The organism is Pseudoalteromonas rubra (assembly GCF_005886805.2).
Classification (GTDB): Bacteria; Pseudomonadota; Gammaproteobacteria; order Enterobacterales; family Alteromonadaceae; genus Pseudoalteromonas; species Pseudoalteromonas rubra_D.
In genome coordinates this window covers 220,013-226,948 of record NZ_CP045430.1, presented here as the reverse complement: position 1 = coordinate 226,948, position 6,936 = coordinate 220,013, and the positions used below count along the sequence as shown (strand labels likewise).

The window sequence follows — 6,936 nt, the reverse complement described above, 5'->3', positions numbered from 1 at the left end:
ATTTGATACCTAACGAGAAGGATGGGAATAAAATGGATCAGTTACTATCAACAGACATGGATCTTAGTTCCGCCGAAACAGATCAACGGATCCATGATCTCTCAGGACAAAAGCAGAGTGGTCTTGCCTGGGTCAAGGCGAATGTGAAGGAAATTAATGCCTGGGTTGACCGCGATGGGTTTGCGTTACTTCGCGGTCTCAACATCGTCAGCACCAACCAGTTCAGCACAATATTGGAAACGATTTTTGGCGAGCAGTTGAGCCAGTATATCTATCGTTCTTCCCCTCGCACTGCACTGCGAAACAACATTTACACCACCACTGAATATCACGCCGATCAGGTGATCCTGCAACACAACGAAAATGCTTATTCAAATTGCTGGCCAATGAGAATGGGCTTTTTCTGTGTCGTACCGGCAAAAACCGGCGGGGATACGCCACTTGCTGACAGTCGTGAAGTTTATAAACAGCTACCAGAAGCGTTAAGAAATCGCTTTGAAGAGCGCGGCATTATGTATGTGCGCAACTACGGCGATATAGATTTGCCCTGGCAAGAGGTGTTCCAGACACAAAGTCGTGACGATGTAGAAGCGTACTGTTGGAAGAATGACATTCAGTGCGAATGGTTTGACGATGGCAGGTTGCAGACTCGTCAGTTCAGGCCTGCGGTGATGACGCATCCGCAGACCGGTGAAAAGGTTTGGTTTAATCAGGCACACCTGTTTCATTGCTCTGCCGTTGACACCGAAATGCCCGACAGCATAGGTACTGACTATTTACCGCGTAACGCTTATTACGGTGATGGCAGTGAGATTGCGAAAGAAGATATTGATGTTATCAACCAAGTCTATCGCGATCTGACGTTTTCCTACCCCTGGCAGCGCAACGATATTTTGCTGCTGGACAACATGCTTTATACCCACGGCCGTCAGGCCTATACAGGTACTCGTAAAGTACTGGTGGGAATGGCAAAAGCTGCGCGTTAAGACGCGCATAATGGGGTTTGTTAGTGGTGCGGCGGTTGACAAACAGAGTAGTCAAATTTGAGGAATCCAAACAATGAAATGGTTAAACCCTTCAAGGCTGAATATCATGGTGATGTGCCTGATCAGCCTCGCCCTGGCATCGTGTCTGCAAAATAAAAGTACTGCGAAAGATACTACGATCACCGCATCGCAAATTGAAATGATAGATACGTCTGTCAGGCAATATTGTGATGCCATGGTGTTTTTCGGGACTATTTATATTACTTCCGTAGACAAAGTGGTTTATGAATACCACTGCGGTCCGCAAAACATGCAGTACAACGTGGATAACACGGTTAAATCTAAGTACCGGATTGGCTCAAATACCAAAGCGTTCGCAGCTGCGATCCTGATGCGGATGCTCGAAGGAAAGGACCTCAGAGTGGAAACCGTCGGCGATCATCTGCCCTGGTATCCTAAAAACCAGTGTGCGGACGTCACTTTGCACAACCTGTTGGCCATGTCGTCGGGGATCCCGAACTACAGTGACAACGAAGAAGTCTATAACGACTGGGGCTGGCGTCCTTATTTGTACGACGAAACCCTTAATCTGAACGGCCCTGAAGGGTTTGGCAATCGTTTTTGTACCTGTGAAGAGCAGGGGGGACAGCCGTCTTTCAGCCAGGGTAGCAAGTACGAATACAGTAACTGTAACTATTACCTGGTTGGCAACATCATTGAGCAGCTTGCAGCGGGTACTCAGGGTGACATCGACCGCAGTTTCTGGTTCAGCAATATCCTCAAAGAGCAGATCCTGGATCCGCTGGACATGAGCGAAAGTGGCTCATTTAGTGCCATTGGTATCTACCCAGATATGACGACAGGATACATCTACAAAGATAACCAGTATCTGCCACTGGCCAATGGTCGTCCGCCAGCAACTGGGGGTCCTGCGCCGTATGAAGACATTCTGGTGAACCCTTACAGCAATCCGCTCGTGCTTTACTCAGCCGGTGATATGTATTCAACCGTGGAAGATATGCACAAATGGGATCAGGGTTTATATACCAACAAAATACTCAATGAAGCCCAGAAACTGGCTGCATTTGCACCTTATTCCAACACTGGTAGCTCCTCATCATGTGAATACTACGGTTATGGCTGGTTTGTGACCTATATCGACCCAAATCAGTACGGCAAAGTCGCGGATTGTCCGGATGACCCAAGTGAAACAAACCTCAGAAAATACGAAAAATTCTTACAGTATTCAGGCAGCTATCCGTACTCATGGGTGACCAGTTTCAATCGTCTGTTGGAGCGCGACCAGAACGTAATGGTATTCAGTAATTACGTTAAAACCGGCACTGAATCGGATTGTATTGCGCAGGAAATTCGCAACATCATCTTTTATAGCGATAAACACCGTACCGAAGCCTGTCAGACGGTATTGGATGAAGCGTAAAAGTGAATGTGACCGCTCAGGTGTGACGACTTGGATTCTACTAAGACACCTGCACCTGATGCGGGATCTGCGAACGGCGACACGTTCAGGAAGCAGTGGGAGCAGAACGATGGTTCCAGTACAAACAAAGATAAAAGCAGTGAATAACGGCGGTTTTGTATCGTATCCATTGCATTTTAAACGAATTTACTTGCTGTGTTTTAGGACATGGAAAGTGAAAAAGGGCAAGTTAGGGTCTAGGCTTTACCTGACTTGGTGGGTTTAACAACTGTTTATGCCAACTGAATTTTTCATGACGTTGGTACAATTCCAATCATAGAGGAAAAAACATGACAGCGACAAAAACAGCGAAGGATGACAAGGCCACAACGGCTGCTGGCGCTGCTCCACAGCAGGAATCAGCAAATGTTGAGGTTGAGAATCGCGAAGCCGTAGCGCGCATTATTGTCGACAAGTACACCAAATGGTCTTTCGGTACGGGTCTGATCCCAGTACCGGCAATCGACTTGGTGGCCTTGACTGGGGTACAAATCAAGATGATCAGTGAGATTGCTCAAGTATATGGTCAGTCTTACAGCGACAATAAGATCCGCGGTACGGTAAGTGCGGTGATTGGCGGCTCATTCCCACAGTCTTTGGGCGGTGCAGGACTTAGCAGTTTCTTAAAGTCGGTACCAATCATTGGCACGCTTAGCGCACTCGCATTTATGCCAGTGGTATCCGCTGCATCTACAAATGCAGTAGGTTCCACGTTTATCCGACACTTCGAAAACGGCGGCACTTTGCTAGATCTTAATCTGGCAAGCATTAAGGGAGACATCTCTGAAATTGCAGCTAAGTATCGAAAAGATAAAGGCAACAGCACTCAAGACAACCAAGCTACAGCGTAAGTTGAGAGGCTAAAACACAAATAAACCAACGGCGTGTCTGTTGGTTTATTTGCTCATCGGTTAATTGGAACTGCTAGTCAGTTCAGAGGAGCAAATCATGTTAGTTACTTTGTATCTGGTGTTATGTGTACTTTCTGGTTACTGGGGACGCAATACCTTTGCGGGTCCAGTTGGGTTTTTCTTTATTGGCCTGGTATTTACGCCACTGGTGAGCTTACTGGTGCTATTACTGGCTAAAACACGCCTGGCAGAGCCAAGAGAAGCGGAGGAATAACAGAAAATCCGGCATTGCCTAAATTCATCACTTTGATTGTGACCAAAAAACAGGCAAGCTGAAAACAGAGGATGTAGATCCTCAAGATAAGATAACAAGGATTGCAGTTCTGACTGCGTCGTAGCGCTCAGTATTATGACCAGTGGCGGACTTTCAGGCCACTGGTAACACAATGAAAAGACAATAAAAATGGTATTATACGATTTAATAAGTCGAAACATTAAAATTAAAAAAAGGACCTTTGTATTACTCGGTTGTATCTCTGGCCTTGCCAATGCACTGGTGCTTGCTCTTATCAACAACGTGGCAGAAAACATTTCTGATATCCACAAGGAAAACCATGTATTTTACTACCTGGTGCTCTTTACCCTGACGGTGTTGATCTACGGATTAACCCAGCAGAGGTTAATGACTAAAGCCGCTAAAATGGTTGAAAAGTCCATTGATCATATGCGGGTTGAGTTATTCGAATCGGTTCGGCATACCGAACTATCGACGCTTGAAAAAATTGGCAAGGAGCGGATTTTCAATACGCTCAGTAAAGAGCTGCAAACCATTTCTCAGTCTGCTCAGCTCTTTGTGATCATTGGTCAGTCTATCAGTCTGGTGTTTTTCACCTCATTGTATATTGCTTATCACTCGGTGATGGCGTTTGTGGTTTTGAGTGTACTGATCATGTTGGGCGGCAGTATCCACCGCTTACGGGCCAATGAAATTCAGCGTAATATGGCGCAGGCATTTCAGAGCGAAAACCAGCTTATCCAGCGCTTGTCGGACTTGCTCGACGGTTTTAAAGAAGTAAAACTGAGCGCACCGAGAGCAGACGACCTGGAACACGAGTTTTCTCTATCTTCTGGCAAGGCGCGGCGCGCACAAACAGTGACCAAAACGTTGTTTGCGACCGACTTTGTCCTTTCTCAGATAACCTTTTTCGCTGCGACCGGTGCAATGGTATTTTTTGTGCCTGTGCTATCAGACGTTTATCCGGAAGTGGTCATCAAGGTGACGACGGCATCATTGTTTTTAATCGGCCCGATCACCAGTATTGTTGGTGGTATTCCAGTGTTCACGACGGCGACGGAAGCGGCGCAAAATGTACTGACGCTCGAGGCTGACCTTAAACGGGAGCAAGCTGAAAATACGGTACGGCGCAATACCCAGGTACAATCCATTGATAGCTTTGAGGAGTTAAGGCTTGAGGGCGCGTATTATCAGCATAATCGTAAGCCTGGCGACAGGCCTTTCTTTGTCGGGCCGGTCGACTTAACGGTTAAAAGAGGACAAATTACCTTTATTACGGGTGGTAACGGCAGCGGTAAAACCACATTTATTCGTATGTTAACCGGTCTATATGAGCTTCAGGCCGGACAAATCTTCCTGGACGGGCGGGCGGTTCACGACGCTGATCGAGAGAGCTTCCGCAGTATTTTTACCTCAGTCTTTGCGGATTTCCATTTGTTTAAACAGCTCTATGGGATCAAGACAACGTCTCAGGAAGATATCGATGAATGGCTGACCTTTTTAGAAATGAATGCAAAGGTCAGTGTTATTGATGGAGAGTTCAGCACCATAGACCTTTCTTCCGGGCAAAGAAAACGCCTGGCACTACTCAGCACCATACTGGAAAATAGGCCGATTTATATTTTTGATGAATGGGCCGCCGATCAGGACCCAATATTCAGACGAAAATTCTATGAACAGGTATTGCCCAGACTCAAGGCCCGTGGCAACACGGTGATCGCAATTACACATGACGACGCCTATTTCCATCTGGCGGACGTGCATTTGAAGATGGTAGAAGGACAACTAATGGAACATCATGAAGTAGAAACAGATGGAGTACCGTCATGAATATTATCCTGCCTCCTGATCTGGCACTCATAGGGCTGGCGGGTGCCTGCCTGTTGATCCTCATTGCCAACCTGGTAATGCGGGCACTCAGGCGTTACAAGCCGGCCTGGCGTAAACGCATATTATCCTGGCGCTTCAGAGCCGGTTTAACCATATTGATCTGTTTGTTTCTAATCGTGGCATTGGTGCCATTTATTTTTATCCGGGTTGACTCTGGTGAGGTCGCTGTTTTGTGGAAGCGCTTTGGTGGAGGTACGTATCTGGAACAGCATTTTAGTGAAGGTACTGTGCTGGTTATGCCCTGGGACAAGTTGGTAATTTACAACGGACGTTTTCAGACGGCACATGAGAGCATAGATGCAATCACCAGCGAGGGTCTCAGAATAACACTCAATGTCACGGTCAGGTATCGTCCTGTCATTGAGCATGTGCCTTATCTACATCAACTGGTAGGGCCCAAGTACCTGGAAGAAATGGTGTTGCCGGAGGTGGCCTCTGCGGTACGCATGATAGTGTCAAGATATCGTGCTGAGCAGGTTTACAGTCATCAACGGATAAAAGTGCAAAAAGAGCTGCTTGAAGAAGTGCTGCATGAGTTACACCTTCAGGAAGAGACGATTTTAGAGCAAACAGGCCACATGAAAGATGGTCATACCTTAGTTAATTTAGACGATATGCTGATCAAACGGGTAGATGTGCCGGATAAAGTACATGAGGCAATCATTTCTAAGGTAAACCAGAGCTACCTGAATGAGGAATACGCAATGCGTCTTGAAGTGGCAAAGAAAGAAGCACAGCGTAAGAAAACGGAAGCTCAGGGTATTGCTGATTTTCAGGAAACCGTGGCTGGCGGTATTTCTGAAACTTACCTGAGGTGGCGCGGTATTGAAGCCACCATCGAGCTGGCAAAATCGAACAATGCTAAAGTGGTTGTGATTGGTAGCGGCAAAGACGGGCTGCCATTGATCCTGAACACAGAAAGCAGCTTGAATGGATCTGTACCAAACCTGGTTCAGGACTCGGCCAATTTGGTTAAAGCGGAGGAAGCGACAAAGCCTGTGCCTGACTACGTAAATAGTGTGATTAAACCAGGTGAGCCTATGAGTACACATCATATGAGCTCAGCAAAATCTGGGGAACCATTGCATAAGTGATAAGGCCTGAATCGTCTTTGCGTCGTCAATGGAGCCCGAGTTGAGCACGGGATGACGCAAAGCGAGGTCGGGCCGTGGCAGGCTTGTGCGCATTACATACTGTGAGCCTAATATGTTTGGCCAATCTGGTCTTTGAAGCGATATTGCATGTTGAATGCGCCTTCACTCGACATGAGATCAACTAAGTAGCCTTTCAATCACCTTGGGTGTGACAGGTGTCGCCTAAGCTATTCACCCCGCCGTCATCCCGGCCTCCGAGCCGGGAACTACCTACAAACCGCTCGATATGCCAGATACCCATAGAGATTTCGTTGCCTATCGCTCTCGTAAAGGGGCTTTA

6 protein-coding genes are annotated in these 6,936 nt (G+C 46.9%); all 6 read left to right on the top strand.

Going from position 1 to position 6,936, the window contains the following annotated elements:
- Positions 1 to 32: 32 nt before the first annotated feature.
- The 6 genes from CWC22_RS20425 to CWC22_RS20400 all read left to right on the top strand — a co-directional run bounded on the left by CWC22_RS20425 (position 33) and on the right by CWC22_RS20400 (position 6,596).
- Positions 33 to 986 (top strand): TauD/TfdA family dioxygenase, encoded by a 954-nt coding sequence (locus CWC22_RS20425; protein WP_138537983.1) that lies wholly within the window; start codon positions 33 to 35, stop codon positions 984 to 986.
- 73 nt (positions 987 to 1,059) lie between these two features.
- Positions 1,060 to 2,427: a serine hydrolase domain-containing protein gene (locus tag CWC22_RS20420; protein ID WP_010380845.1), complete on the top strand. Its 1,368-nt coding sequence runs from the start codon at positions 1,060 to 1,062 to the stop codon at positions 2,425 to 2,427.
- A gap of 329 nt (positions 2,428 to 2,756) precedes the next feature.
- A complete protein-coding gene (locus tag CWC22_RS20415) occupies positions 2,757 to 3,317 on the top strand; it encodes a YcjF family protein (RefSeq protein WP_010380848.1) in 561 nt (186 codons plus the stop codon).
- A 97-nt stretch (positions 3,318 to 3,414) separates the two neighbouring features.
- Complete coding sequence (locus tag CWC22_RS20410) at positions 3,415 to 3,591, top strand: hypothetical protein (protein ID WP_164487838.1); 177 nt, start codon at positions 3,415 to 3,417, stop codon at positions 3,589 to 3,591.
- A 189-nt stretch (positions 3,592 to 3,780) separates the two neighbouring features.
- Positions 3,781 to 5,442, top strand: a complete 1,662-nt coding sequence (locus CWC22_RS20405) for a cyclic peptide export ABC transporter (protein WP_010380851.1) — start codon at positions 3,781 to 3,783, stop codon at positions 5,440 to 5,442.
- Positions 5,439 to 6,596 (top strand): prohibitin family protein, encoded by a 1,158-nt coding sequence (locus tag CWC22_RS20400; protein ID WP_125557291.1) that lies wholly within the window; start codon positions 5,439 to 5,441, stop codon positions 6,594 to 6,596. The genes CWC22_RS20405 and CWC22_RS20400 overlap by 4 nt, the downstream gene beginning before the upstream one ends.
- The last annotated feature ends 340 nt before the right edge of the window (positions 6,597 to 6,936 follow it).